Origin of the sequence: Nocardia sp. CA-290969 (genome assembly GCF_050936135.1) — a bacterium.
GTDB lineage: Bacteria > Actinomycetota > Actinomycetes > Mycobacteriales > Mycobacteriaceae > Nocardia.
Genome location: NZ_JBNJNJ010000003.1, coordinates 1 through 23,106 on the forward strand (window position 1 = coordinate 1; position 23,106 = coordinate 23,106).

The 23,106-nt window shown below is 66.5% G+C and carries 44 protein-coding genes and 1 tRNA gene; 38 read left to right on the plus strand and 7 right to left on the minus strand.

Annotation, left to right across the window (positions count from 1 at the left end):
- Positions 1-66: 66 nt before the first annotated feature.
- The 4 genes from ACQEVO_RS36640 to ACQEVO_RS36655 all read left to right on the plus strand — a co-directional run bounded on the left by ACQEVO_RS36640 (position 67) and on the right by ACQEVO_RS36655 (position 1,481).
- The gene (locus tag ACQEVO_RS36640) at positions 67-216 is read left to right on the plus strand and encodes a hypothetical protein (protein ID WP_432920143.1); all 150 of its coding nucleotides are present in this window, start codon (positions 67-69) and stop codon (positions 214-216) included.
- Positions 213-443: a hypothetical protein gene (locus ACQEVO_RS36645; protein ID WP_432920145.1), complete on the plus strand. Its 231-nt coding sequence runs from the start codon at positions 213-215 to the stop codon at positions 441-443. Before ACQEVO_RS36640 ends, ACQEVO_RS36645 begins: the two co-directional genes overlap by 4 nt.
- Positions 440-832 (plus strand): hypothetical protein, encoded by a 393-nt coding sequence (locus tag ACQEVO_RS36650; RefSeq protein ID WP_432920147.1) that lies wholly within the window; start codon positions 440-442, stop codon positions 830-832. Before ACQEVO_RS36645 ends, ACQEVO_RS36650 begins: the two co-directional genes overlap by 4 nt.
- 391 nt (positions 833-1,223) lie before the next feature.
- A complete protein-coding gene (locus tag ACQEVO_RS36655; protein ID WP_432920149.1) occupies positions 1,224-1,481 on the plus strand; it encodes a GreA/GreB family elongation factor in 258 nt (85 codons plus the stop codon).
- A gap of 365 nt (positions 1,482-1,846) precedes the next feature.
- Here ACQEVO_RS36655 and ACQEVO_RS36660 read toward each other — a convergent pair whose 3' ends face one another.
- On the minus strand, positions 1,847-2,170 hold the full coding sequence (locus ACQEVO_RS36660; RefSeq protein WP_432920151.1) for a hypothetical protein: 324 nt from the start codon (positions 2,168-2,170) through the stop codon (positions 1,847-1,849).
- Between the two features lie 270 nt (positions 2,171-2,440).
- Between ACQEVO_RS36660 and ACQEVO_RS36665 the strand changes: the two genes are divergently transcribed.
- The 12 genes from ACQEVO_RS36665 to ACQEVO_RS36720 all read left to right on the plus strand — a co-directional run bounded on the left by ACQEVO_RS36665 (position 2,441) and on the right by ACQEVO_RS36720 (position 10,285).
- Positions 2,441-2,722 carry an HNH endonuclease gene (locus ACQEVO_RS36665; protein WP_432920153.1) on the plus strand — a complete coding sequence of 94 codons (282 nt, stop codon included), beginning with the start codon at positions 2,441-2,443 and terminating at the stop codon, positions 2,720-2,722.
- A gap of 108 nt (positions 2,723-2,830) precedes the next feature.
- Entirely contained in the window at positions 2,831-3,124 is a 294-nt protein-coding gene (locus ACQEVO_RS36670) for a hypothetical protein (protein ID WP_195056132.1), read from the plus strand.
- Positions 3,125-3,137: 13 nt separating this feature from the next.
- On the plus strand, positions 3,138-4,553 hold the full coding sequence (locus ACQEVO_RS36675; protein WP_432920155.1) for a terminase: 1,416 nt from the start codon (positions 3,138-3,140) through the stop codon (positions 4,551-4,553).
- Entirely contained in the window at positions 4,550-6,010 is a 1,461-nt protein-coding gene (locus ACQEVO_RS36680; protein WP_432920157.1) for a phage portal protein, read from the plus strand. The genes ACQEVO_RS36675 and ACQEVO_RS36680 overlap by 4 nt, the downstream gene beginning before the upstream one ends.
- Positions 5,991-6,809, plus strand: a complete 819-nt coding sequence (locus ACQEVO_RS36685; RefSeq protein ID WP_432920159.1) for a hypothetical protein — start codon at positions 5,991-5,993, stop codon at positions 6,807-6,809. The genes ACQEVO_RS36680 and ACQEVO_RS36685 overlap by 20 nt, the downstream gene beginning before the upstream one ends.
- Before the next feature lie 49 nt (positions 6,810-6,858).
- On the plus strand, positions 6,859-7,449 hold the full coding sequence (locus tag ACQEVO_RS36690; RefSeq protein WP_432920161.1) for a hypothetical protein: 591 nt from the start codon (positions 6,859-6,861) through the stop codon (positions 7,447-7,449).
- Positions 7,450-7,461: 12 nt separating this feature from the next.
- Positions 7,462-8,361, plus strand: coding sequence for a phage major capsid family protein (locus tag ACQEVO_RS36695; protein WP_432920163.1), 900 nt, complete (start codon positions 7,462-7,464; stop codon positions 8,359-8,361).
- Positions 8,361-8,522 (plus strand): DUF7302 family protein, encoded by a 162-nt coding sequence (locus tag ACQEVO_RS36700; RefSeq protein ID WP_432920165.1) that lies wholly within the window; start codon positions 8,361-8,363, stop codon positions 8,520-8,522. Before ACQEVO_RS36695 ends, ACQEVO_RS36700 begins: the two co-directional genes overlap by 1 nt.
- Before the next feature lie 6 nt (positions 8,523-8,528).
- Positions 8,529-8,990 carry a hypothetical protein gene (locus tag ACQEVO_RS36705; protein WP_432920167.1) on the plus strand — a complete coding sequence of 154 codons (462 nt, stop codon included), beginning with the start codon at positions 8,529-8,531 and terminating at the stop codon, positions 8,988-8,990.
- The gene (locus ACQEVO_RS36710) at positions 8,987-9,349 is read left to right on the plus strand and encodes a hypothetical protein (protein ID WP_432920169.1); all 363 of its coding nucleotides are present in this window, start codon (positions 8,987-8,989) and stop codon (positions 9,347-9,349) included. The genes ACQEVO_RS36705 and ACQEVO_RS36710 overlap by 4 nt, the downstream gene beginning before the upstream one ends.
- Positions 9,349-9,606 carry a hypothetical protein gene (locus ACQEVO_RS36715; RefSeq protein ID WP_432920171.1) on the plus strand — a complete coding sequence of 86 codons (258 nt, stop codon included), beginning with the start codon at positions 9,349-9,351 and terminating at the stop codon, positions 9,604-9,606. Before ACQEVO_RS36710 ends, ACQEVO_RS36715 begins: the two co-directional genes overlap by 1 nt.
- Before the next feature lie 313 nt (positions 9,607-9,919).
- Positions 9,920-10,285: a hypothetical protein gene (locus tag ACQEVO_RS36720; RefSeq protein ID WP_432923492.1), complete on the plus strand. Its 366-nt coding sequence runs from the start codon at positions 9,920-9,922 to the stop codon at positions 10,283-10,285.
- 61 nt (positions 10,286-10,346) lie between these two features.
- On the opposite strand, the gene ACQEVO_RS36725 is transcribed toward ACQEVO_RS36720, so the two are convergent.
- The 5 genes from ACQEVO_RS36725 to ACQEVO_RS36745 form a co-directional block, all read right to left on the minus strand.
- Positions 10,347-11,915 carry a TROVE domain-containing protein gene (locus ACQEVO_RS36725; RefSeq protein WP_432921696.1) on the minus strand — a complete coding sequence of 523 codons (1,569 nt, stop codon included), beginning with the start codon at positions 11,913-11,915 and terminating at the stop codon, positions 10,347-10,349.
- A gap of 263 nt (positions 11,916-12,178) precedes the next feature.
- A tRNA-Ser gene (locus tag ACQEVO_RS36730) sits at positions 12,179-12,249 on the minus strand.
- A 238-nt stretch (positions 12,250-12,487) separates the two neighbouring features.
- The gene (locus tag ACQEVO_RS36735) at positions 12,488-12,661 is read right to left on the minus strand and encodes a hypothetical protein (protein WP_432921699.1); all 174 of its coding nucleotides are present in this window, start codon (positions 12,659-12,661) and stop codon (positions 12,488-12,490) included.
- Positions 12,661-12,978, minus strand: coding sequence for a hypothetical protein (locus ACQEVO_RS36740; protein ID WP_432921702.1), 318 nt, complete (start codon positions 12,976-12,978; stop codon positions 12,661-12,663). The genes ACQEVO_RS36735 and ACQEVO_RS36740 overlap by 1 nt, the downstream gene beginning before the upstream one ends.
- Positions 12,975-13,640 carry a hypothetical protein gene (locus tag ACQEVO_RS36745; RefSeq protein WP_432921705.1) on the minus strand — a complete coding sequence of 222 codons (666 nt, stop codon included), beginning with the start codon at positions 13,638-13,640 and terminating at the stop codon, positions 12,975-12,977. The genes ACQEVO_RS36740 and ACQEVO_RS36745 overlap by 4 nt, the downstream gene beginning before the upstream one ends.
- A gap of 314 nt (positions 13,641-13,954) precedes the next feature.
- On the opposite strand from ACQEVO_RS36745, the gene ACQEVO_RS36750 reads away from it, so the two are divergent.
- A complete protein-coding gene (locus ACQEVO_RS36750) occupies positions 13,955-15,130 on the plus strand; it encodes a tyrosine-type recombinase/integrase (protein ID WP_432921420.1) in 1,176 nt (391 codons plus the stop codon).
- A gap of 227 nt (positions 15,131-15,357) precedes the next feature.
- Entirely contained in the window at positions 15,358-15,549 is a 192-nt protein-coding gene (locus ACQEVO_RS36755) for a hypothetical protein (protein ID WP_432921423.1), read from the plus strand.
- A gap of 3 nt (positions 15,550-15,552) precedes the next feature.
- Here ACQEVO_RS36755 and ACQEVO_RS36760 read toward each other — a convergent pair whose 3' ends face one another.
- On the minus strand, positions 15,553-15,816 hold the full coding sequence (locus tag ACQEVO_RS36760; RefSeq protein WP_432921426.1) for a helix-turn-helix domain-containing protein: 264 nt from the start codon (positions 15,814-15,816) through the stop codon (positions 15,553-15,555).
- A 157-nt stretch (positions 15,817-15,973) separates the two neighbouring features.
- Between ACQEVO_RS36760 and ACQEVO_RS36765 the strand changes: the two genes are divergently transcribed.
- The 20 genes from ACQEVO_RS36765 to ACQEVO_RS36860 all read left to right on the plus strand — a co-directional run bounded on the left by ACQEVO_RS36765 (position 15,974) and on the right by ACQEVO_RS36860 (position 23,105).
- A complete protein-coding gene (locus ACQEVO_RS36765) occupies positions 15,974-16,186 on the plus strand; it encodes a helix-turn-helix domain-containing protein (RefSeq protein ID WP_432921429.1) in 213 nt (70 codons plus the stop codon).
- Positions 16,186-16,443, plus strand: coding sequence for a helix-turn-helix domain-containing protein (locus ACQEVO_RS36770; protein ID WP_432921432.1), 258 nt, complete (start codon positions 16,186-16,188; stop codon positions 16,441-16,443). Before ACQEVO_RS36765 ends, ACQEVO_RS36770 begins: the two co-directional genes overlap by 1 nt.
- Positions 16,440-17,183 carry a BRO family protein gene (locus tag ACQEVO_RS36775; protein ID WP_432921435.1) on the plus strand — a complete coding sequence of 248 codons (744 nt, stop codon included), beginning with the start codon at positions 16,440-16,442 and terminating at the stop codon, positions 17,181-17,183. The genes ACQEVO_RS36770 and ACQEVO_RS36775 overlap by 4 nt, the downstream gene beginning before the upstream one ends.
- 70 nt (positions 17,184-17,253) lie before the next feature.
- Positions 17,254-17,538, plus strand: coding sequence for a hypothetical protein (locus ACQEVO_RS36780; protein WP_432921438.1), 285 nt, complete (start codon positions 17,254-17,256; stop codon positions 17,536-17,538).
- On the plus strand, positions 17,535-17,702 hold the full coding sequence (locus ACQEVO_RS36785; protein WP_432921441.1) for a hypothetical protein: 168 nt from the start codon (positions 17,535-17,537) through the stop codon (positions 17,700-17,702). The genes ACQEVO_RS36780 and ACQEVO_RS36785 overlap by 4 nt, the downstream gene beginning before the upstream one ends.
- A 69-nt stretch (positions 17,703-17,771) precedes the next feature.
- Positions 17,772-17,984, plus strand: coding sequence for a hypothetical protein (locus tag ACQEVO_RS36790; RefSeq protein ID WP_432921444.1), 213 nt, complete (start codon positions 17,772-17,774; stop codon positions 17,982-17,984).
- Positions 17,981-18,385 carry a hypothetical protein gene (locus ACQEVO_RS36795; RefSeq protein ID WP_432921447.1) on the plus strand — a complete coding sequence of 135 codons (405 nt, stop codon included), beginning with the start codon at positions 17,981-17,983 and terminating at the stop codon, positions 18,383-18,385. Before ACQEVO_RS36790 ends, ACQEVO_RS36795 begins: the two co-directional genes overlap by 4 nt.
- Positions 18,382-18,615 (plus strand): hypothetical protein, encoded by a 234-nt coding sequence (locus ACQEVO_RS36800; protein WP_432921450.1) that lies wholly within the window; start codon positions 18,382-18,384, stop codon positions 18,613-18,615. Before ACQEVO_RS36795 ends, ACQEVO_RS36800 begins: the two co-directional genes overlap by 4 nt.
- The gene (locus ACQEVO_RS36805; RefSeq protein WP_432921453.1) at positions 18,612-18,812 is read left to right on the plus strand and encodes a hypothetical protein; all 201 of its coding nucleotides are present in this window, start codon (positions 18,612-18,614) and stop codon (positions 18,810-18,812) included. Before ACQEVO_RS36800 ends, ACQEVO_RS36805 begins: the two co-directional genes overlap by 4 nt.
- Positions 18,805-19,185 carry a hypothetical protein gene (locus ACQEVO_RS36810; RefSeq protein WP_432921456.1) on the plus strand — a complete coding sequence of 127 codons (381 nt, stop codon included), beginning with the start codon at positions 18,805-18,807 and terminating at the stop codon, positions 19,183-19,185. Before ACQEVO_RS36805 ends, ACQEVO_RS36810 begins: the two co-directional genes overlap by 8 nt.
- Entirely contained in the window at positions 19,178-19,468 is a 291-nt protein-coding gene (locus tag ACQEVO_RS36815) for a hypothetical protein (protein ID WP_432921459.1), read from the plus strand. Before ACQEVO_RS36810 ends, ACQEVO_RS36815 begins: the two co-directional genes overlap by 8 nt.
- Positions 19,461-20,078 carry a hypothetical protein gene (locus tag ACQEVO_RS36820; RefSeq protein ID WP_432921462.1) on the plus strand — a complete coding sequence of 206 codons (618 nt, stop codon included), beginning with the start codon at positions 19,461-19,463 and terminating at the stop codon, positions 20,076-20,078. Before ACQEVO_RS36815 ends, ACQEVO_RS36820 begins: the two co-directional genes overlap by 8 nt.
- Positions 20,075-20,335: a hypothetical protein gene (locus ACQEVO_RS36825; RefSeq protein WP_432921465.1), complete on the plus strand. Its 261-nt coding sequence runs from the start codon at positions 20,075-20,077 to the stop codon at positions 20,333-20,335. The genes ACQEVO_RS36820 and ACQEVO_RS36825 overlap by 4 nt, the downstream gene beginning before the upstream one ends.
- Entirely contained in the window at positions 20,332-20,610 is a 279-nt protein-coding gene (locus ACQEVO_RS36830; protein ID WP_432921468.1) for a hypothetical protein, read from the plus strand. Before ACQEVO_RS36825 ends, ACQEVO_RS36830 begins: the two co-directional genes overlap by 4 nt.
- Complete coding sequence (locus tag ACQEVO_RS36835; RefSeq protein WP_432921471.1) at positions 20,597-20,782, plus strand: hypothetical protein; 186 nt, start codon at positions 20,597-20,599, stop codon at positions 20,780-20,782. Before ACQEVO_RS36830 ends, ACQEVO_RS36835 begins: the two co-directional genes overlap by 14 nt.
- Positions 20,782-20,955, plus strand: a complete 174-nt coding sequence (locus tag ACQEVO_RS36840; protein ID WP_432921474.1) for a hypothetical protein — start codon at positions 20,782-20,784, stop codon at positions 20,953-20,955. Before ACQEVO_RS36835 ends, ACQEVO_RS36840 begins: the two co-directional genes overlap by 1 nt.
- Positions 20,952-21,437: a hypothetical protein gene (locus tag ACQEVO_RS36845; RefSeq protein ID WP_432921477.1), complete on the plus strand. Its 486-nt coding sequence runs from the start codon at positions 20,952-20,954 to the stop codon at positions 21,435-21,437. Before ACQEVO_RS36840 ends, ACQEVO_RS36845 begins: the two co-directional genes overlap by 4 nt.
- Positions 21,434-22,015 carry a hypothetical protein gene (locus ACQEVO_RS36850; protein WP_432921480.1) on the plus strand — a complete coding sequence of 194 codons (582 nt, stop codon included), beginning with the start codon at positions 21,434-21,436 and terminating at the stop codon, positions 22,013-22,015. Before ACQEVO_RS36845 ends, ACQEVO_RS36850 begins: the two co-directional genes overlap by 4 nt.
- Complete coding sequence (locus tag ACQEVO_RS36855; RefSeq protein ID WP_432921483.1) at positions 22,012-22,206, plus strand: hypothetical protein; 195 nt, start codon at positions 22,012-22,014, stop codon at positions 22,204-22,206. Before ACQEVO_RS36850 ends, ACQEVO_RS36855 begins: the two co-directional genes overlap by 4 nt.
- Positions 22,203-23,105, plus strand: coding sequence for a PD-(D/E)XK nuclease-like domain-containing protein (locus ACQEVO_RS36860; RefSeq protein ID WP_432921486.1), 903 nt, complete (start codon positions 22,203-22,205; stop codon positions 23,103-23,105). Before ACQEVO_RS36855 ends, ACQEVO_RS36860 begins: the two co-directional genes overlap by 4 nt.
- The last annotated feature ends 1 nt before the right edge of the window (position 23,106 follow it).

Below are 23,106 nucleotides of genomic sequence, written 5' to 3' on the forward strand. Positions count from 1 at the left end.
AATTCGCACGGTTGAACAACCCACTCGTGGCGGCATGAGTGCCCGCGGCGATGACCGGAAGGAGTCATGGCAATCAGCACAGAGAAATTCACGCCTGCGGAAGAAGCGTGGCTCGCCGAGGTCAAGAAGGGCTGGGCACCGCTCGACGCCTACCAGGCCATGATCATCCGCCGACATTTCCGGACCAAACCGCCCCAGCAAGAAGGCAGGACATGAGCAGCACAGAGAACGGATTCCGCACCACCGACTGGAACCCCATCGTGGTTGAGGCCGCGAAGGTCATGTACGAGCGTCTCCGCGTCGGCGATCGTGATCTGCCGCCGTGGTCTCAACTCGACGACGACGCGACCGATCACTACTGCATCGCCGCCCAGAACTGCGTCGAAACGTTCCATTGGGAGGCGTCGAAGATGGTCACCGTGTACCGGGACTTCCACGGATGACCGGGATTCGACGCTCGACCCTGGACTGGGCTCGCGATATCGCTCGGGCCTACCGCGGTGCTCTATTGGCCGTGGATCCGGAGCGCTGCGCCCGCCTCGACGAGAAGGCGCGAGAGAACGGGCAGAACTGGGCGGCGCCGACCCCGGTCGATCCGGCGGAGATGGAACGGTACTTCGACGTCCCACTGCCACCGGCGGAGATCGAGCGGCTGTGGGGCGTGAAAGCGGCGACGATCCGTTCCTGGGCACGCAAGGAGCGGCGCGACCCCGGAGACCGGTCGAAGCCGCTCCTGCGCCGTCACGGGGAAGGCAAGCATGCCAGGTATGTCCCGCGGGAAGTGCTGGCCGTCCAGTCGCGGCACAGGGTGATCGAGAGCCGCCTGGAATGAACAGCATCCTGAGTTCTCGGCACTCGCGTGCGTGAGCGGCCGACTCGAACCCGCGACAGCCAGGATTGCACCTATATCCGGCCTTGCGCGCGGGCCGGACTTTCGGCAACCTTCGTGACATCACGAAGGTTGCCACTCCGCCCTCACATGCGCCGGACGCCAGGCCGCTTTTCGTTGGCATCACCGAAAAGATCCAGTGGCACTCACGCCCTCGAACCCGGCGCGGCGGCTGGACATTGTGCACCGTGCCAGGCAGGATGTAGGTGGACCAGGACAACTGTGTCCATATCGAGATCAGTCTCCACCGGCATGAAACATCCACGCATCTTCCGGGATATTTTGAGTGCCTGACCATCCTGTCGGGCAACCGATCCGGAAAGCGCAGGTAACCATGCCGAACAACCCCATCGCTCTGAACTCGCAACTCGTGCTGTCTGAACTCGACACCGACGACAAGATCGTCGACCAGTTCGACTACCGCATCGTTCCCGACGACGAAGCCGACGCCGCACAGGCCTGGTACCCGGTGAGTGCACCGACCAGCCAGGACCTCCTTGGGCGTATCGCCAATGACATCGTCGAGACCACGCGCGACGGTCGATCCGTTCGTGTTCGGGTTCAGGCCCACGAAGCCATCGTTCAGCGATAGGCTCTCCCTACGGCGGACCGCCGTAGACCCTAAGCCCACCCCGGCCCCCTTCCGAGGTGGGCTTAGTTTCGTCCAGGGAGAGCCCCATGTCTCGGATGATGGTCCACCGCAGCGGATCCTGCGGATGTTGTTCCGCACCTGAACGAGGGACCGCCCGCCAACGCGAGAAACGCGCATGGCTCGCAGAGGTCACCTCTGGACGGGAGCACTCCCGCAACCTCACCGAGGAGTCCTGATGGCCATCCTGGCCGCGTTCATCCACTCCCTGTGCCGCCCGACGCCGCTCCACACCCTGGAGCAGCCCATGACCGTGTTCGAAGTCGCGCCCACAGTGTGGAGCTGGTGAGCGACCACACCGGCAGCGGTTACTCGCCGGCGTCCAGGTCGATGCTCGTGATTGCGGTTTCCGACTCTGGAGGCACCTGGCCCATATTCCCGCGGACGCCTCCCGCCCGGGCCCGCTGGTACTTCACAGCCTGACCAGTCGCCATCGGCACCCGCTCGTCGGCGTGGAGCTTGAACCCCAGCAGCCACTGGTCACCCGTCAGCCGGCCGATCACTGGGCGCTTCTCATAGCTCGCGGTATCCGCCCGAGCGTGCTGCTCCACCAGGTCCAGGCTCTTGGAAACGGCCACCGGCCGCGACCCGGGGACGCTGTAGTGCTCGAACGACCTCCACCACCCGTACATGCCAACGACCCTATCGGCCGCCGCCCAGCCCTACAGGAGAACCAGTGACCAGCCTCATCCTCAACGCCCTGTGGGACCTCATCAGCTACAACGACTTCCAGCTCCCCAAGCTCGCATGGCAGGCCATCCGCACAGGCTCGGCATAACCCATGCCCCAACCCCTGACGTCGGTCCTCCTCAGCATCGGCACCACACTGCTGTGGGCCTCCATCGTGTTCGCTCTCGTGATGCTGCTCATCCGCCTGCAGGGCAAGCCCAACAGCTGAGCCCATGCAACGCAGCACCAGCACAAGAGACCGACACCGAACCCTCATCGCCCGCGGCCGGCCACCATGCGGCATCTGCGGTGGCGACATCGACTACAGCCTCCCCCACCTGGATCCGGGCGAGTACGTGATCGACCACATCGTGCCCTTAGCTCGAGGTGGCACCGACACCCTGGACAACCTCCAGCCGGCTCACCGGCACTGCAACAGGCAGAAAGCCGACAAGGACCCCGACACAGCCCCCAGACCGGCCTACCGGACATTCGTCACCGAGCGAACCTGGTGACCACCCACCCCTGGGCGGGGTCCCGCTCCCACCGCAGGACCCGCCGCCCTGGGCATAGGCGGCTGTCTATCCACGAAGCCCCCGCCCCCCGGAAGGAGGCGACCGACCATGGCTGAGAAGAAGCTGCGGGTCGTCTCCGAGGAGGAGCGCCGCGCGCAGCCGCTGACGTTGTTGGAGGCGGTCGAGGACGGCGATGTCCTGGCGATCCTGAAGGCGCAGCGGCGGATCATCGCCGAGTCGCTGGCGACAGCGTCGGAGAACACGAAGCCGCAGTACTCCAACGAGTTGACGAAGCTGACGAAGCTGATCACCGAGGAGGAAGGCCGGCGGGCGGTGGAGCGCGGCGAGAACTCTGTGGTCGCGCGGACCGATGACGAAGCCTGGGACAGCTCGGCTATCTGAGGTCGCCCGGCATGTGATCGAGCCGGACGGGATTGTCTCGACTCGCTGGCCGCGGGTTCGGGACACCTGCCGCAACCTGGGTTGGGAGTTCGACGGCTGGCAGGACGGCACCGGGCGCCTGATCTTGGCTCTGCGCGCCGATGGGCTGTACGCGGCCGACACGGTGGTGATCTCGATCCCGCGGCAGGTGGGCAAGACCTTCCTGATCGGCGCGATCGTGTTCGCGCTGTGCCTGATCTTCCCGGGTCTGACGGTGATCTGGACGGCGCACCGGTTCAAGACCGCGCGCGAGACGTTCTCGGCGATGAGTTCGATGGCCGACTCGCCCCGTGTCCGACCGCATATCAGCAACGTGTCCCGCGGCCGCGGTGAGGAAGGCGTCTACTTCGTCAACGGGTCCCGGATCATGTTCGGCGCCCGGGAGCGTGGGTTCGGACGAGGGTTCGCGAAGGTCGACGTCCTGGTGCTCGATGAGGGACAGATCCTCACCGAGGCCGCGATGGAGGACATGGTGCCGGCCACGAACGCCGCACCGAACCCGCTGATCCTGCTGACCGGCACACCGCCGCGGCCGAAGGACCCGGGCGAGATCTTCACGACGCTGCGGCAGGAAGCGCTCGACGGCGAGTCCGACGAAACGGTGTTCATCGAGATCTCGGCTGACCGTGATTGCGACCCGAACGACCGCGAGCAGTGGCGCAAGGCGAACCCTTCGTACCCGCATCGGACTTCCGAGCGCGCGATCCTGCGCATGAAGAAGAACCTGGGGCCGGACTCGTTCATGCGTGAGGGCCTCGGTGTCTGGGATGAGATCAGCAAGCACATGCCGGTCGTGCGGGCGTCGCTGTGGCGGGAGCTGGTCGACGTCGGACCGGCCGACGGCACCGCGCCGACAGCGTTCGGCGTGGATATGTCGCATGGCCGGGAGATCTCGATATCGGCGTGCTGGATCGAGGGTGAATCGGCGCACTGCGAGGAAGTGTGGGCCGGTGTCGACGAGGACGCCGCGGTCGAGTGGCTGCTCGCCCGGGCGCGGCGGCGAACCCCGATCGCGATCGATTCGGCTTCGCCCGCGGCGTCGATGGTTCCAGTGCTGCGGGCCCGGCGGATGGCGGTTGTGCAGACCTCAGCGGGCGATATGGCGAAGGCGTGCGGGCTGTTCGTGGCGAAGGTGAAGGGCGCTCGGTTCACTCACGGCGGGCAGAAGGCGGTGGATGACGCGGTGGAGGGCGGCCGGAAGCGGCCGATCGGTACTGCCGGCGGGTGGGGTTGGGACAGGACGGACGAGACCGTGAATATCGCGCCGATCGTGGCGATGACGTTGGCGCTGTTCGGGGCGTCGGGAACGCGGCCCCTCTCGGGCGGCGGCCGCGGTGTCTCCCGTGGCACGAGGTCGACGACAGGCGGAAGGACGGCGGTATCGCGGTGATCACCGACAGGATCGCAGCCGAGAAGATCACCATTCCCGGCCTGGACAACGACGAGCAGGACACGCTCGATGGTCTGGTCGTCGAGTTGGACCGGAAGGCGCGGCGTAACCGCCTGCGCAAGGCGTACTACGACGGCAAGCACGCCGTGGAGCGGCTCGGGCCGGTTGTCCCGCCCCAGTACTACCAGCTGGCCATCGTTCTCGGCTGGTCGGCCAAGGCGGTCGATATCCTCGCCCGCCGCTGCAACCTCGATGGGTTCGTGTGGCCGGACGGCGATCTCGCCAGTCTCGGTATCGACGAAGTGGTCGAAGACAACTTTCTCGGTGCCGAGTCGTCTGCTGCGGTGACCTCCTCGCTGATCCACAGTGTCTCGTTCCTGGTGAACACCGAGGGTGACGGCGATGGCCCGAAGTCGCTGATCCACACGAAGGATGCGCTCAACGCAACCGGTGAGTGGAACCAGCGGACCCGCCGGCTGGACAACCTGCTGTCGATCACCTCCCGTGACGAGGAGGGTCGGCCGACCGGGCTGGCGCTGTACCTGGAGAACCTGACCATCGTGGCCGAACGGCGTTCGGGCAGATGGGCGATCGTGGATCGGTCGACGCATCCGTGGGGTGTGCCTGCTGAGCCGTTGGTGTACCGGTATCGCCCAGGGCGACCGTTCGGTGCGTCGCGGATCTCGCGGGCGGTGATGTCGCTGCACGATCAGGCGATTCGGACGGTGATCCGTATGGAGGGTCACGCCGATGTGTTCAGCTTCCCTGAGCTGCTGCTACTCGGCGCGGACGAGTCGGTGTTCAAGAACGCCGACGGGACGACGCGCGCGGTGTGGGAAGTGATGCTCGGCCGGATCAAGGGCATCCCGGACGACGACAACGCGGTGAACCCGCGCGCGGACGTGAAGCAGTTCGCTGCCAGCTCGCCGGCGCCACATATCGAGATGCTGCGGCAGCAGGCGCAACTGTTCAGCGGTGAGACGTCGATCCCGCTGACCTCGCTGGGTGTCTCGGACATGAGTAATCCGACCTCCGCGGACAGCTACATCGCATCGCGTGAGGACCTGATCGCCGAGGCCGAGGGTGCGACCGACGACTGGTCGCCGGCGTTCCGGCGGTCGATGATGCGGGCGCTGGCTATCCAGAACGACCTCGACGAGATCCCGCCGGAGTGGCGCAGCATCGACACGAAGTGGCGGTCACCGATCTACCTGTCCCGGGCGGCGCAGGCCGACGCGGGCATGAAGCAGCTGACCGCGGTGCCGTGGCTCGCCGAGACAGAGGTCGGGCTCGAGCTGCTGGGTCTCACCGAGCAGCAGATCGAACGCGCTTTGGCGGATCGGCGGCGTGCAAATGTGCGCCAGATCCTGGATCGGCTTCCCGCGGTACCCGACGTGACGGCGCAAGCTCCGGCGCAGGTAGACGAGACGGCCACCGATGGCAGTATCGCCCGCTGAGCGGCAGTACATCCTCGCCCAGATCGGGAAGGTCGCCTCGGATGCGCTGCAGGTGCTGTGGCAGCAGGCGGCAGAGTTGTCGACCGGCGATTTCGCCGCGTTCGTGATCGAGGCCTTCCCGGAGCTGGTCGCGCCGTACACCACGCTGGCCGCCGAAACGGCGCTGCTGTGGTACGCGGCGTCGGAGGTGGTGCCCACCGACTTCGTGCCGGAGCTGGGGTCGCTGCCGAGCGTGGAGCAGTTGACCCGGTCGGCCGAGTGGGCGCTGGGCGGGCAGGGAACGGTCGGGCTCGACCGCTTGCAGGGCACCACGCAGCGAGCGGTGTACGACTCGGCGCGCAGCACGATCGTCGAGAACTCCGACTCCGAGCCGGGTGCTCGGTGGGCGCGGTATGCGTCGGCGAACGCGTGCGCGTTCTGCGCGATGCTGGCCACCCGCGGCGCCGTCTACACCTCCGCCGAGGCTGCTGGCGGTGTCGTCGGCCGGGGCACGGAGATGTCGCTGATGGATCGCCGGATCCGCGCGGCCGGCGGGACCCGGCGCACCGGTGGGCGGTTCACGGCTGGGGGTGTACGCGCCCGCGGGGAACGCGCGCTCGGCGAGAAGTATCACGACCACTGCCATTGCGTCGCGATCGAGGTCCGTCCCGGCGACAGCTACACCCCACCTGACTACGTCGAGCGGTGGGACGACGCCTACATCACCGCGACCCGCGAAACGCCGGGCGTCGGACGGTATGGCGCGATCGACCGAACCGCGGTGCTCGCTCATATGCGCGAGTCGCTCGGCTCTCACTAGACCACCCCGACCGCAACGGGCGGGGACAAACCCGAAACGGGAGATGCACATGTCCGCCATCACGATGCCTATCCATCCGGTGACCGGAGTGCGGGCGATCGGATTCACCCGCCGCGGCCCCGTCTGGCCGGTTCTCGGTGGCGCAGAAGACGCCGGCCATCCCGGCGCCGGCGATAGCGCCACCGGCGACGGCTCGGGTGATACACCGCCCGCCGATCCGAAGCCGACCGAAACGGTCGAGTTCTGGAAGCAGAAGGCCCGGGAGCAGGAGAAGCGCGCCAAGGACAACGCCGCCGCCGCGAAGCGGCTGGCCGAGATCGAAGACGCGCAGAAGTCGGAGACCCAGCGCGCTGCTGACAAGGTCGCCGCAGCCGAGGCCGAGATCGCAACGATCCCGGCGAAGGTCGCCGACGCGCTCCGCGGTCACCTGGTCACGCTGCACAAGATCGACAGCGCCGACGCCGAACTGTTCCTTACGGCAACGGATCCCGATCTGCTGCTCAAGCAGGTCGACCGGCTCGTCGCTCAGGCGGACAAGAGCAAGAAACGTAACCACGTTCCCCGCGAGGGGAATAACCCCGAACCCGGCGAGAACTCGATGCACGCGTTCGCGCGGCAGCTGTTCCACGGCGGAGAATAAGGAAGGGCCACCATGGCTACTTTGACCACCGGGAGCCTGAGCATCCCGAACCAGATCCTCGATCCGTGGCTCGGCAAGGTGAAGTACGGCTCGGCCGTAGCCACTCTGTCCGGCGCCACCCCGATGAAGTTCGGCACGGGCCAGTCGATGACCTTCACCATCGGCGAAGCCGAGTACGTCGGTGAGGGCGCGAACAAGGGCGGATCGACCTTCACCCCGACCACCAAGACGGTGAAGCCGTTCAAGTTCCACAAGACGGTGCGCTGGACCGAAGAGGTCATGTGGGCCAACGAGGATCACCAGCTCGAGGTGGTCGAGCAGATCCTCGACCAGATCCAGCCCGCGCTGTCGCGCGCTCTGGACTTCGGTGTGTTCCACGGCATCAACCCCACCGGCGGCGCTGCGGTCGCAGCAATGACCGAGAAGCTGTCCGACACAACCAACTCGATCGAGATCGGCGCGAGCGATAAGCCGTACGCCAACCTCGACGCGGCCGACGCGCTGATCCTGGCCGACAGCTTCAACCCGCGCGATATCGCGTTGGATCCGTCCTTCGCCGCGGTGTTCGGCGGTCTGCGTAACGCGACCTCCGAGCAGAAGCTGTACCCCGATCTGTCCTACGCGACCGCCCCCGCCGGCCGCCTGGAGAACCACAACTCGTCGGTGTCCGACACCGTCGGTGCTGTCGGCGTGGCCGCTGTCGACACGGACGTGAAGGCGTTCGTGGGTGACTTCTCCGCGATCCGGTGGGGCATCCAGCGGCAGCTCGGCCTGGAGGTCATCCAGTACGGCGACCCGGACGGTGGCGGTGACCTCAAGCGCAACAACCAGGTCGCGTTCCGCTCCGAGGTCGTCTACGGCTGGGGCATCGCGGATCTGAACGCGTTCGCCAAGATCATCGACGCGGCCTGATGCCTCGCCTGCGTAACTCCGTGACCGGTGTGGTCGTGTCCGTCTCCGACGACACGGCCACCCGGCTCGGCCGCGAATGGCAGCCCGTCGAGGCCGCGCCACCGCGCCCCCGCAGGCGTGCACCCCGGCGAGCCCCGGCCCCGGCGACCGAAAAGGAGTAGGTGCACATGGGCGACTTCATCCAACCAGTGGACCTCGCGCCCTTCGCGACCATCGATCCGGCCAAGGCTGCGGCGATGATCGAGGACGCCGAGGCCATGGCCAAGGAGTACGCCCCGTGCATCACCGACGCCGAGTTCGTGAAGCAGGGCGCGGTGAAGGCGATCCTCCGCGGAGCGATCTTGCGGTGGAACGATGCCGGGTCTGGTGCGGTAGCGACGCAGTCGGCGGGTCCGTACGCGCAGACGTACGACACCCGGCAGCCGCGTCGACAGCTGTTCTGGCCCAGCGAGATCGAGCAGTTGCAAGGCCTGTGTACGACCGACGGTGACGGCAAAGCCTTCGCGGTGGACACGGCGCCCGGGTGCGGGACGGTGCACGCGGCGACGTGTTCGCTGGTGTTCGGCGCGCTGTACTGCTCTTGCGGTGCCGATCTCGCCGGCACCCCGCTGTGGGGTGTGAGCGGATGACGTTCCCGACCCCGTGGTCGGTGGGGGTGCATGCCTTCTCCGACAGCGGAACGGACGCGCACGGCAACCCGACCATCACGTTCACCCCGCCTCTGTCGCAACCGGGCACCACGGCGGCGGTATACGGCTGGTTCGTGCCGTCGACCACCGAACCGCCCTTGGCCGGGCACGACCGGGTGATCGTCGATGTGCAGCTCCTCGTCCCGCCGGGGTTCCCGGCCGGGCCCAGGGATGTCGTCGATCTACCGGAAGGGCCGGCTGGGCAATTCGAGGTCGTCGGCTATCCGGAGGACTACACGCACGGCCCATTCGGGTGGGCGCCGGGTGCTGTGCTGAATCTGCGGAAGGTGGACGGCTGATGGCCGTACGTATCCGGTTCCACAACGAGGCGTTCGAGGAGCTCCGCCGCGGAGACGCGGTGCAGGACGAACTCGCCAAGCATGCCGAGGCCTGGGCCCAGGCCGCCCGGGACGACTCCGGCCGGTTCGGGTATCAAGCGCGGCGCGGCGTCGGTGAAAGCCGGGACCGAGCCGCAGTGGTCACGGTCAACGCCGCCGCGATGAACAACGAGGCACACCACCACACCCTGATCCGCACGATGCCGGGCGGCACCTGATGACCGCGCTGGTCGCGTTCCCGGACGCCGAGGCCGCGATCATCACGCACCTGCGTGGCCAGCTCGCCGCGCTCGGCGTTCCAACACCGGTCTCGGGGCGGGTGCCCAACCCGGTGCCAGCCCGGCATGTTCGGGTTGTTCGCACCGGTGGTCTTCGCCGGGACCTTGTCACCGACCGGGCCCGGTTGACGTTCGAGTGCCGTGATTCGGGTGGCGAGCCGGGCGCAATCGAGCTGGCTCGGCTCGTGCAGGACGTAGGGATGCCGCGGACGCGCATCTGGCGGAGGCGACCGAGACGGCGGCCCGGATCGGCGTGGACCGTGACGACTACCGGCTGTGCTTCGGTCCGACGAACGCGAAGATCTGGTCGGTCGGCCTGGCCGTGGAAGCATTGGACGGGACGACCGCGGTAGCGCGCGCTCAGGGAATGGAGCTGCCGAAGAACACTCCCAGGGAGCGGGCCGGCCACCACTACATCGATCTGGCGCGGGCGTTCCTACTGCACGGGGATCGGGAGGGCGCGTTCTCTGCCCTTCAGGTGGCGCGGAGGATCGCTCCGACGCAGACCCGGTATCACCCGATGGTGCACGAAACGGTGCGGGCGCTGGCGCGTCAGGAGGCGCGGAGCACGGAGACGCTGCGGAATTTCGTGGCGTGGTGCGGGATCAAGGCGATGTAACCCTGAACGGGGGAGAGCCCGGCTGGATACGTTCCGGCCGGGCTCTCGTCATGTCCGGGGGTCAGAACGGCCAGTTGCCGTCCCGTCCCCGTTCCAGCAGCGGGATCAGATCGAACCCCTTGTCCGACAGTCCGCCGAAGGTGTGCCGGTTCGGTCCGCCCGCAGCGTGACCGTGCCGGTACCCCGCGAGGTTCCAGGTGTACAGCGGCACCGTCGGAGGCAGCACGGCGCCCGGGTCGCCACCCCAACCGGTCTGCTCGTCGGTCAGGATCACCACCCGATCGTGCCGGTCGAACGTCGCCTTCGTAGCGGCTGCGGTCGCTGTGCCGGCGCCGATGAAGAAGCCGTCGTTCTTCCAGCGGGCGATCGCCGACAGCAGCGACTCTCCTGCCCGCAGGTCGAACCGCAGTCCGTGGTTCGAGTAGGAGACCACATCGGCGTGCGCGCAGCGGCGAGCCAGCGCCAGGCCGAACACCACCGCGGCATCCCAGCGCATGAGCGTGCCATCCTTCGAGAACCCCGCGTTCATCGAACCCGAGGTGTCGATCAGGATCAGCGTCCGGCCGTCGAGTGCGGGCACGTTCGACACGGCCGCGTCCAACGCCTGCTCCAGCGGCCACGACCAGCGCAGCGACAGGGCCGCCCGGTAGGCGGACAGGAACCGCATCGGCAGCTGCCGGGACTTCGCCACCTGCTCCGGGTCGGACAGGCGAGCGCCTACGGTCGCGGCGACCGTGTCGGAGACTCCGGCCTGGTCGAAGTTGCGCAGGTTCCGCAGCAGGGCCATGTAGCCCATGGAGGGGATGATCGACTCCCACAGTTCCTTGGTCCAGGGACCGTTCACCAGGGACGGCACAGCCTCCCAGGTGACTCCGGCCGTGGACAGGTGCTCGGCGAGTTCGCCGGCCTCCGCCAGCTCCCGGATCCGGTCGGGTCCGAGAGCACGCAGTACGGTGTTCGCCCGCAGCACGCCCAGCTGCTCGGGGATCTGCAACCCCTCGATGCCGATCCGTGCCTCGATGGCGTACTTGAAAAGGGCGGACTGCCACTCCGACCGCGGGTCGACGTGGGCGAGCTGGATGACGTCGGCGAACCGCACGCCGCGCGAGTCGCTGTCCCACTTCAGGAACGAGCGTTCGTTGTACAACCGGGCTGCCGCGTCGGCGACGCCGCGCTTCACGGCCATGGGGAGCTTGCGTCCGTAGTGGGCGTGCCAGTAGCTGATGAACTCGGCGGGCTCGTCGGCCCGCTGAAGTACTGAGGCGATGAGCGCGCGTGAGCCCGGCTGCTCAGCCGCGAGGCAGGCTTTCGTGCCCTCGGCTGCCAGGGCCAGGGACGCGGAGCGCATGTTGGCCTCACCGCGGAGCCAGCGTGCGAATCGGGTGAGCCAGTCGAAGTCGGTGACGGCAACCTGGCGGACGAGCTGGGAGAACCGGGAATCCCGATCGCCGGCGCTCTCGTAGAAGGTGTTCTCGCCGACCATATTGGTGACCGCGAGGAGGAAGAGTTCGGACTGTGCGTCACGCGCGTACCCGGGCGCACCTTCGTAAGTGGTGCCGGTAGCGGTGGAATCGGTCCGGATCGGAGCATGCCCCACGGGGCGGGCGGTGCTCGTGTTGAACTTTGCCATGTCAGTCCCCTTTGTGAAGGGGGAGAACAACGTCGGAGTCCCGCGTGTGGGTCCTGAGAAATGATCGGTGAAGGACTTGCCCAATTGCTCTACCGCCTGAGCTACAGCAGCAAGCTGCTGGCGGGACTCGAACCCGCGACCCATTGATTAACAGTGAAGTAACCCTCACCTGCGCAGCAGGACCCTACGCGAGGTTTGAATCGCCCGAGAAATAGACGGCAGAAGTGACGTTGGCGTCCTAGGCCACTAGACGACAGGAGGCAAGCCTCCCGGCGGGATTCGAACCCGCGTTACCCCTGTGAAAGAGGAAGTAACTCCCACCTACGCAACGGGCGATTCGCACACTCTGAAGTTGTGCTCCCGAGAAATAGTCGCCCGAGGTACGGATCGCATCCCAAATGTGAAGTAACCCCGGAGCTTCGCAGCGGAAGTACGTCCAATGTAACCCGTCGGCCCGATAATCTCGAGCTGGTTTCGGAGGTGTCCATCACAGCAGATTTATGTCACTACCTGCCAAAACGTGGGCAATAAGAAACGGCGCCCCATCGGAGCGCCGTTTCTTGACGTCTGACCTACCGCTGCCGCGCGAGCTCGTCGAGGATCTCCTCCGGCACCGGTGTCTCCTCCGGCAGCCGGTACAGCACCGCGGACCGGAGGCAAACGTCGCACCGGTAGCCCAGCGTCGTAAGCCCGGCCACGGTGAAACGATCCGTGAGGCTCACCGCGGGGTGCTGGCAGTCGTACATCAGCTGAGCACCTGGCGCAGGACTTGCCCGTACGGGTCGACCTGCAGCGCGGTCCGGTGTTCCTTCTGCACGATGGCGATGATCGGCCACACGAACAGCCAGCACCCGCACGTCACGAGCGACAGGATCAGGTGCAGGGTGTGGTTCGGTTTCGAGCCGCGCACGATGACCGCGGTGGTGTCGGTCTGGGATTCGACGCGACCGCCGGCGGCGACCTCGGAGGCTACGGCCATCGCCATGGCCTGGCGGCGGGCGTCGAGGGACTGCTCGGTCAGCTGCGGCTGCCACTCGGGCAGGGGCATGGTCGGGTCGCTCATTTCGCGGCCGTCGGGGTGAGCAGAACCTGCACCATCTCGATACCGGCGATGACCGCGGTGGGCCCGCCGACGATCAGGGTGCCGAGGACTCCGCCGATCCCGGCGCCGGTGACGCCACCGGTGAGGCAGCCCAGCGGGATGAACACGAGGGTGGGGCTGGTGACGACTCCGCCGATCGCGCAGCCGAGCACGAACCCGGTGCCGGCGCCGATCAACGATCCCGCGGTGGTGGCTACGCCGACCTTCGCCGACCACGAGGACATGGCGGCGTCGTTGTCGGCCTGGCTGGCGATCTCCTGGGCGGCCGGGGTGCCTGCGGGGGCGGCGGGTATGTCCCGGAGCAGCGGGACGGTGTCGTCGCATCGGACGTCAGCCATGACCCCGAGGGCGTAGCCCTGAGCCATGGGATGGGGGTAGTCGGTGGCGAGGAGGTCGAGTGCGGCCCGTTTGCCCTCGGCGGTGGGATCGTTGCGGAGGGTGTCGCACACCTTCGTGGAGTAGCCGGGGATGTCGACGGGGTTGACGCCGACGAGGCGGAGGCGGGCGTCGATCTGGAGGGTGTGGTCGATGCCGGGGATGGGTGCGGCCTGCGCGGGCAGGGCCCCGGCGGTGGCGGCTGTAGTGGCGAGAGCAGCAGCGGCCAGAGCCTTACGGATACGCATGATGTTGTGGGTTCCTGTCGTGTCTGAGGACAGTTGATAGCTGTTGATGCCATCAACCACTGAGCGGAAACCCGCAGGTCGCGAGGAGGTGCCGAAAGTTTCTCAGAATCCTTAAAGTGCAGGTCAACCCCGAAAAACCAGCGAAAAGCAAGGGGTTCGATTCCCCTTAGCTCCACCACGACCGTGCAGGTCACGGCTACGATGGTAGCTCATAACGAGCAGCCATCAACAGCCTTCATCAACACCTGCACGGTTTTTTGCGTCTCGGGGGCGCACTCGGGCGGTTGCGAGAAGGCTCGAACGGAGCCGAGAAGATGTCCAGCGTGCGCGTCTGTACCCGCAAGGACGGCAGCGTCTACACCCAGGTCCTGTTCCGGGAGTTCGACCCGGCCAAGGGGCGACGGGTCCAGGCGTCGGTGTCATTCGATGACCACAAGGCCGCGTTGTCGTGGCAGAAGATCCTCGACCAAGTCGGTCCTGAGAAGGCGCGTGCCATGCTGGCGGCCGAGGAGACCGTGCAGGGCGAGAAGACGGTCACTTTGAACGACTCGTGGGCCGAGACCTACATCTCCGGGCTTACGGGCGTCGAGCAAGCCACCAGGAACCGCTACCGGCGCTATATGGCCAACGACATCGGCCCGGCTATGGGCGACCTCCCGCTGCCGGCCTTGTGTGCCGCGACGGCCGATCAGAACACTGTCGTGCAGGAGTGGGTGAACGAAATGGAGGCGGACGGGGTCGCACCCAAAACGATCGCCAACAAGCACGGGTTCCTGTCCGGGTGTTTGCGCGCCGCGGTGAAGCGTCACCTGCTGCCGTTCAATCCATGCGAGGACACGAAGTTGCCGAAGCGTCGGCGTGAGTGCGTCTTCTTGGAGCCCGAGGAGTTCGACATCGTTTACGAAGCGGCTCCGGCGAAGTGGCGGCCGCTCACACTGTTTCTTGTGACAACGGGTGCCAGGTATTCGGAGGCAACGGCTTTGCGGGTTGGGGATATCGCCCGGAATGTGGACCATGAGGGCAACGAATTCTGGACCTGTCGAATCGCCAAGGCATGGAAATATACGGGCACCTCGGACTATAAGTTGGGCGGGCCGAAAACCCAACGGGGATACCGCACGATCAACATTCCGAAAGAGACGGTCGATGCCCTACGTCTCGCTGGGCGGAACAAGGACCAGCTACTTTTTCGAACCCGCAATGACAAGAGGATCATTCCCCAGCAATTCCACAATCTGTGCTGGAAGCCAACGATGGACCAGGTTGCCGGCAGGATCGGCAAGCGCCCCCGGCCTCATGACCTACGGCATACGTGCGCGAGTTGGATGTTGAACAACGGCGCCGAGATTACCGACGTCAGCGCACATCTGGGGCATGAAAGCATCAAGACGACGGTAGACGTGTATGGGCATCTTGACCGACGTTCTGGGCATCGTGCTTCAACCGCAATCTCTCGCGCTCTGGTGCGGACGGCGGTACAAAAGGGGTGATTTGTCGAGCCCCGTTGCCGCGCACCAAGATCGGTAGCGAACTGTCAGCGTTTCACTTTTCCGGCACGCTATTCGGTAGCGGGGTGAAAAAGTAACGTTCCGGTCAAGAATCGCCCAAGTGTTCGATTCACGGCGCGGACCGGGTAACACGGAACTAACATCTAACGAAATGTCGGTGGTGGTGGGCATTTTGACGGGAAGTTGGGGAGATAGCAGAGCAGGGTGCGATGCGTGAATACGCGAGCCCAGACGAGTTGCTGGGCGAATTGCAACAGGTCGATGTGACACCGCTGGTGTTGCGACTGAATGAAGGCGCCCTGGAGCGACTCGGGTCTGGTGACCTGACCATCTCCGAGATGATGGTGGCCGCGGAATGGTTAGGCATGGAGAAACCCGAAGACATCTTCCGCGGAATGTGAAGTTCAGCCGGCGGACTCGCCCTGGGTCTCCAATGACCGGGCGAGTTCCATCGCCGATTCCATGAAGGCATGCATCGTTGTGCCAAGCGCTACGCAGATCGGGTAGAGCTGCTCGGCGCGTATCGAACGTGACCCCTGCTCGAGCCGATAAATCGTGCTCTCCGAGATCCCGCTGGCGGTCGCCAGTTGTTCTTGACTCAGGTTGCGCTCCGCGCGGAGCCCAGCGAGCTTCCGCCCGATGGCCTGGTCGATCGTCGCGGTATCCATGCGGAGCATTGTCCCGTCCAAATGGACGTCTGGCAAGCATTGTGCCTGGTCCCACGGCTGAGAAGGTTGCCCTAAGTTAGCGACAGCCTTCCGTATGGACGAACTCACCGTCTAAACAGGTTGCTAACCCGTCCGTTTGGACGGTATTGTCTTCCGTATGGACGAACTCGTAGCCAAGCTGGTTACCTCAGCGATGGAATCTGCGGGACTCAACAAGGATCAGCTGGCCGACGCCAGTGGAATCGCCCGCGTAACACTGCGCCGGCGCCTCAAGGGCAACGGCTGGAAGATCGAGGAACTCGAAAAGGTCGCGGCGGCGCTCGGCGCCGAAGTCGCTGACTTCGTTCCCCGCCTTAAGGCGGCAGCGTGATGACCGCCCCGGTGGAGCTCTACACGCTCGAAGAAGCGGCCGAGATGTTGCACGTCACCCGCATCTGGTACATGCGCAGGCTGCGCGACCGGACGTTCCCGGGTCGCAAGGTGGGCCGCAACTGGATGCTCACCCCCGGTGACATCGAGGCCGCCGTGGAGAAGATGGCGAGCCCGGCCGCTGTTCCGCTGGGCGATCCACATGGGCTCACCCGCACCAGTCGCCGCCGGGTCACTCGCCGGGGAGGTGCAGCATGACCGCCGATCTGATGCCGTTCGTCTACGAAGGCGCCACTGTCCGCACGGTCGTCATCAACGGGGAGCCTTGGTTCGTCCTCGCAGATCTCTGCGTGGTGCTCGACATAGCGAACCCACGGAACGTCGCGGCCCGACTTTCGGAGGATCAGAAGGGTGTCCGCTCGGTGGACACCCCCGGCGGCCAACAGCCGATGACCCTTGTCAATGAGTCCGGGATGTACGAGGTCGTCATCCGGTCAGATAAGCCGGGCGCCGTGACGTTCCGTCGCTGGCTCACCGCCGAGGTTCTGCCGGCGATCAGGAAGACCGGCAACTACTCCACCGCCCCAGCGCTGACCGAGGACGAACTGATCCATCGCGCGCTGGAAGTGTCGGCCCGCCGTGTGGCGGTGCTGACCGAGCGTGTCGCCGAGCTGGAGCCGAAGGCGGAGGTCGCGGACAAGCTGCTGACCGCCGACGGTGATCTCTCCGTTCGGGACGCCGCGCAGGCGTTGACCCGCGCGGGGATCAAGACCGGTCAGGGACGCCTGTTCGCCACGCTGAACGACCGCCGGTGGATCTCCCGCGCAGGGGACGGCCGATGGCGGGTCATGCAGTCCGCGATCGACCGCGGATATATGTCGGTGCTGCCGCAGTCGCACTACCACCCGAAGACCGGGGAGTTGGTGATGGATCCGCCGCAGCCGCGGGTCACGCCGAAGGGCTTGCAGCGTCTGCTCGCTGACCTCGACTCCACGTAGTAAGGCGACCCCGCCGGGATGCAGCCCAGCGGGGTCAGAACAACCCATCCACAACCAAAGGAGAAATGGGGTGTCCGAAAGCAAGGTTATCGGTCTCCACGACGACAGCGGGACCGAGGTGTCCGACTTCCGGGACGAGATGCACGAACTCGGTATGGCAGTCAGGAATCTGGCGGACTTCGTCGACCGCATGGAGATGACCTCCTACCTGGGCGGCCGACACTACACGGTCTGGTGGGACAACCTGCAGAAGCTCATCGGGATGCGTACTCGCCTGGAGGAGCTGGAAGCGAAGGTTGCCTACGCGGATTACGTGAAGCGGCAGTCGCTCGTGCCGTATCGGATCGCGTCATGACCCGGGCGGAGCGGGAGTTCTACCGGTACCTGCTGGCGCTGGTCGTCGGCGTGACCGCGGTCCTGATCTGGCTGACCTATGTCCACCCATCCCCGGTGTCGAGCCCTGGTGATGGGCGTGTCCCGGCGGTAACGGGCACCGCCGGGACTTCCACCACCCAGTGACAAGCGAACGGGGCCGGTGATTACAGCCACCGGCCCCGCCCAAACAACATCCGAAGAAGAGAGTACCAAATGACCACCATTCATACGCCGGCGTGTGACAGATATCTGTCCGCCGCGCAGGACGATCCGCAGTTCGCTGCGATGGTCGCCGAGTTCGCTCCGCTGTCCGATGCGGAGATCCGGGATCGGATCTTGCGGTACCGGGATGACGATGAGGGCACGCCGGTGGGGGATTTCATGCGCCGCCTGTGGCCGCTGCTCACCGAGGGGGCGCAGCGATGAAACACCTCTGGGAGTACGACCACCCGTACTACTGCAACGAGGGCAACTACCTGCACTCGCCCGCGCAGCATTCGAACGTCGTCGTGCACGACACCTTCCCGTCGTGGCAGGCGTTCAAGGACGAGCCAGGTGGCTTCTACGACGCCGACCCTGAGCGGAATCTTCTGTGGCGGTGGGACTGGAAGGCGTGGCACCTCGAGCACCCGGAGGACTACACGGCCGGCGAAGAGTGTCACGTCCTGATGTTGTTCTTCATGCTCCAGCGCAAGGCGCTGTCGCGGTCGCTGTATGTCGATGTCACCGGTGCGGATGAGCCGGAAATCCGGGCCTGGTTGGCGGAGCGTGCGCAGTCCATCCGTGACCTGTGGGCGCCGCTGAACCTTGGGGAGGTGGCGTCGTGATCGCCATGTCTGCCGCCTCCATGTTCATCTCCGAACTGCTGGCTGCCCCGCCCGAGTCTGTCGATCACTGGATCGCTGATGACCTGTGGGATCTCGGTTCCGGTCTTCCCGCGATGTTGGCGTATCTGGCGGGTGTTATGTCGATGCATCCGCCGGTGGATCGGGCGTATGAGGTGGCGGCCGAGGTGCTGCGGCTGCTGGTCGGCGGTGCTAAGGCGGTGGTCCAGTGAGCCTTCTCGCCGAGAAGGGCGCCGGCCACTTCGCCTTCGCCCTGATCTCCGCCCTGCCGCCTGCGCCGCGGACGCGCCTGCTGCGCCAGGCCGCCGATGACCTCACCACTCCCGCTGCGGTTGAGCGGTGGAACGAGTGGTCCCCGATCCATCAATTCATGGCCGAGCACGGCGCGAAGGGAACCAGCGATGTCTGAGGAAGAACTGATCCGGTCGATCCGCAACGACCCTCGTGGCTGGCTCGCCACCTTGGACGAGCGGAACGACCGCATCAAAGCGCTCGCAGGCGAATGTGCCGAGTTGCGGGACAGTGCACGCGGATACGAGTCGATTCGCCAGCACCAGGGCGCCCGGATCGCCGAGCTGGAGGCGCTGGTCGGTCAGGTCCGCGCCGCTCTGGCGGGCCATCCTCGCTGCGATGTGCACCCCGATGCCGATCCGGTGTCGTGCGGGTGGAAGCGCGCCGTGGCTGATGTCCAGCGGGCTCTGGATACGGGGGGCCCAGTGGCCCAGGTTCAGTCCGATCAGTGGATGGCCGAGCACGGCCGCAAGGAGAAGTCCGATGCGTAAAAGCCCTGACGAGTTCGAGCTTCCCGAAGCCGAGCTGCGTGCCGTTGCCGAATCCGAGGCGAGTGGCCTCTGGGTGCGCCCGCTCGCGGGGGAGGTTCTCAGTGCCCGCGCGGTCATCAAGAACGTCCTCGCGCTGACCCGGCAGGAAGACGACGACCACTCCGAATTCGGTCACGGTCACGAGCAGTCGAGCGAACTCGAATGCCCGGCGTGCTGGGCCGAGGAGATCCGGGACGCCGTCCAGCCGTACATCGACTACCGGGAGGCGTTCCGCAATGCCTGACCAGACACCTGCCCTACTGGCCGATGAACACCTCCAGATCGTGGCGGACGCGAGCCATCCCGACTGTCACCCCGACGGGCAGGTCCGCGACATGGCCGCCGAGCTGCTCGCCGCCCGGGCCCGTATCGCCGAGCTGGAGCCCGAACGGGACGCCTGCCGCCGTGCCGCGCAATCCTGGCTGTCCGTCGTCGAACGCCAATGCCGGGACGTCCTGGACGCCACCGGGATGCACGACATCATCGACGAGTCGGGCGACGGTGATTGGGCTCTGGTGTGGGAGCGCATCGCAACCATGGGTGCGGACCTCCGTGCCGCTCAGGCCCGTGTCTGGGAGTTGGAGGCGTTCGTCGCGGACGTCGCCTCCCACGGCCTCCGCTGCGACCTCAATCCCACGATGGACTGCTCCACTCCGGAGAAGCACGCCGAGGGGATGCTGCGGTACCTGCGGTCGGTCGACGCCACGATGCGGAAGGAAGCGCGCCGGTTCGTCCCGGATGCGGAGCGCCGTCCGGGCAGTGCTGGCCGGCCGCGTCCCGCCCCGCGGGTGGAGGTCGTCGCCGAGTCCGTGACGGAGCTGGATCTGCTGCGCGCCCAGGACGGTGACCGGTGACCGCTGTCGAATTCGTTCCGGAGCTTCCCGGTTCCCGGCGGGGCGGTCGCCCGGTCGCCAACGCTGGTTTCGCTGCCGCTCTCCGTGAGCGCCCCGGCGAGTGGGCGGTGTGGCCGAAGCCGATCACTACGGAAACCATGCGGGTGTACCGGCGGTCGATCCCGCGGGGGATCTTGCGGGCCTTCCACGGTGGCGGGTTCGAGGCGGCTGTCCGTGAGGGGCGCCTGTACGTCCGCTATGTCGGGGGTGCCCAGTGACCGGGACCGCGATCCGCACCCCGTACCCGGCCCCGGAGTCGGGCGTGATCTACGCCGTCCACCCGCCGGCGGTGATCCAGGGCAGTGAGGTGACGCCGTACGTGTACGTCACCTCCTGCCCGCAGGTCGGGGATACCCAGGTGCTGCCGTGCACCCGCGACGGCCATGTCCTGCGGCTGGTGCTGCTCGGGTTGGTGTCGACCCAGGATCACGCTGCGGCGCTGCTGGATGCGGGCTGGGAGCTGGAGGAGGTGACCTCCTGTGTCGTCGCGTGAATCCCGCCACCGCAATGAGGGCCTCTTCGACTGGCTCGACCGCACCACTCACCCGGACGCCTTCATGCACACGGCGAGCGGCGACCGGGACTGCTGCCGCCGCAACCGGGTCGACAGCGTCACCGAGACGCGCGCGCATCTCGTCTCGGACTTCTACGGAAAGGAGCAGTGATGTCGCTGCTGGAGTTGGCTCTCGCATCGGTCCTGTACGCGTTCGTCGGCGCCACTGTCATCGGTGCGCCGTCGGCCGTGATCTACGCGCTGTGGCTTCATCTCGGGGCGCGCGTGGACGCGTCTGTCCGGTACGAGGAGTCGCTCGAGCTGGACCTGGAGCGTGCCGCATGAGCATCAGCCAAGGGGCGCTGACCAAGAAGATCGACAAGAACCCGTTGTTCGGCAAGACGCCGGAGGAGCGGCAGAGCGTGCGACTTCGGGCTGCCGAGTCCGGGAAACGCCAAGGGATCCCGCCGGCCGAGGTCCGGAAGTTGCTGGACATGCTCGGTCTCCTCGACGACGCCAAGCCGGAGACCCCGCAGGGTTGCCGGGTCTGTGGTGGGGAGTTGAAGGCGTGGACGCTGGCGCCGAAGGCCGGGATGAAGGGCTGCTGCTCGCGGCCGTGCCGCGCGAAGTTCCTGGAGGGGTCCGTCCCGGCCAAGGCAAAGCCTCCCGTGCAGAACACGGGCCGCTGCACAAAGTGCGGCGTGTCCACCTTCCATGGGCAGACCGAGGAACCGATCCCCGGCGGGAAACGGTACGGGGGTCGCGGGATGTGCGCGGCCTGCTACGCGGTGGTACGCCGCGCCGAGCGGAAGGCGGACGCCCAGTGAGCGATTACCACGACCGCTTGGCCGAGGAAACACTGCGTCTCGCGGAGAACCTTCGGGAAATCGACCCCGCCATCCTCTACGCCGATCTTGTTGCCCGCGGCCGGACTGAACCGGAGCGGGTCGCGCAGATGCTGATGTGCGCCCTGGTGTGGCTGGACGTCGATGTCACCACCTCGGAGCTGGTGGCGCGCGCGGAGGCGGTGGCCGCGGACCGCAGCATGAAGGCCGCCCCGGTGGGGCAGGTGGAGGTGATCCTGTTCAAGGACTTCCTCACCGATACCGGTGTCCTACCGGCGGGTTCCCGCTATCTCGCTACCCCGGTGGAGGGCGGCATGTGGGAGCTGCGGGTTACGGACTCGACCACGGTGACGGTGCCGGAGGCGGTGATCCGGGCGGGCGCCCGGAAGCGGGGGACCCTTCTGCGGAACCGGGATGCCCGGGAGGAGTACGGGTTCGCCCGCCGCACGCTGGGTTTCGGGCATCACGCCGCGGTGGCGTGGCTGCGGTCGCACTACCGGGTGAGTGATGAGCAGGTGGAGCGGTGGCTGTCCATCGGCCGGCTGGAGGTCGCGTCATGACCGCCCAGTTCCTGCAGCTCTCCGATGGTCTCGGCTCCGCCCGGTTCGAGGAGGTCCTCGACGGCCTCACCGGCAGGACCCGGGTGGCTATCCAGGCCGAGTACGGGACGTACGGGCCGGACGACCTTCGGAATCTGCGCGCGTTCCTGGACGCCGAGATCAAGCGGATGGAGGACTCGCCGTGGCGGTGACCGAATGGAATGACATCTGCCCGACGACCGATTTGGATCGCGGCGCCTGCTGGCACTGCAAGGCGAAGGCCGCGCCCGCCCTGGTCGCCCCGACCGAGCCGGGCCTCTACCCGGACCTGCCGGAGGACATCTACCACTCGGACCCGAACAGCCTGTCCAGTACTGGCGTCCGGCTGCTGGTGAAACCGGGCGGGCCCGCGAAGCTCCGGTACGGGGTCCACGAGGACAACGACGACTTCGACATCGGTACCGCTGCGCACACGCTGCTGCTCGGCACCGGTACCGGCATCAAAGTGGTGGAGGCGGCGACCTGGCAGGGCAAGGAAGCCAAGATCGCCCGGGCACAGGCACGCGCCGAGGGGAAGGTGCCGCTGCTGCGCAAGCAGTACAACGCGACCCGCGCCATGGTCGACGCCGCCCTCGCCCGGCCGGAGGTGGCTGCCCTGTTCCCCCGTGAGGAGAACTGTGCGGCGGAGATGTCGGCCTACGCCCTGGATCTGGATACGTGGGTGATGCTGCGGGCCCGGTTCGACTACATCATCTTCCTCCCCGGCAAACGGGTTCGGGTCCGGGATTACAAGACCTCGAAAGACGCGGCCCCGAAGCCGTTCGAGAAGGGCGCGGCGAACCTCGGCTACTACGTCCAGGTCGCCCACTACATCCGAGTCCTGAAGCTCCTCGGCTACACGGTCGAGGAGTTCATCCTCCTGGCGCAGGAGAAGACCGAGCCGTACCTGACGAGCCTGCACGAGTTCGATGCCGAGGCGATCGCCGCGGGCGACGAGATCGTCTCCGCCGCCGCGAAGTTGTTCGCCGAGTGCAGCGACTTCGACCAGTGGCCCGGCTACGGCAACCAGATCAATCAGATGAGCCTGCCCCGGTGGGCGAGGGAGTGGTGAG